Below are 560 nucleotides of genomic sequence, written 5' to 3'. Positions count from 1 at the left end.
TGGCGCCGAGGGAGGTGACGTAGTCCTGGTTGGCCTCACCGGCGGTGCCGAGGACGCGGGCGCCGCGGGCGACGGCGAGCTGGACGGCGATGGTGCCCAGCGCGCCGGAGGCGCCGTGGATCAGCAGGGTCTCCCCGGCCTTGAGCTGCAGCAGGTCCAGGACGCGTTCGGCGCCGTCGGTGGAGACCGGCAGGGCGGCGGCGTGCGCCCAGTCCAGTCCGGCGGGCTTGGGGGCCAGGACGGTGGCGTCGGCCAGGGCGTACTGGGCGTAGGAGCCGGTCTCGGACCAGCCCAGCACCTCGTCCCCCACCTTCAGGTGGTCGACGTCCTCGCCGACCGCGTCGATGACGCCGGCGATCTCGCCGCCGGGGATGGCGGGCAGGGTGGTGGGGAAGATGGCCTCCATGCTCCCGGAGCGGATCTTGCCGTCCACCGGGTTCACACCGACCGCCTTGACGCGGACGCGGACCTGGCCCGGTCCGGGCTGCGGGACCTCGACCTCCGCCTCGTGCAGGACCTCGGTGCCGCCGAACCGGTCGAAAACAATGGCCTTCATGACT

At 73.2% G+C, this 560-nt stretch carries 1 protein-coding gene; it reads right to left on the bottom strand.

The genetic code is table 11. The features are described 5' to 3' along the window. Positions 1 to 556: NADP-dependent oxidoreductase (locus tag IE271_RS41435; RefSeq protein ID WP_190195540.1), on the bottom strand; the 556-nt coding region annotated here is incomplete at its 3' end. Between the last annotated feature and the right edge of the window lie 4 nt (positions 557 to 560).

The sequence above is a fragment of the Streptomyces minutiscleroticus genome, assembly GCF_014650875.1.
In the GTDB taxonomy this organism is placed as follows: domain Bacteria; phylum Actinomycetota; class Actinomycetes; order Streptomycetales; family Streptomycetaceae; genus Streptomyces; species Streptomyces minutiscleroticus.
The sequence above is the reverse complement of the archived record's forward strand: the minus strand, read 5'-3'. Positions and strand labels throughout refer to the sequence as shown.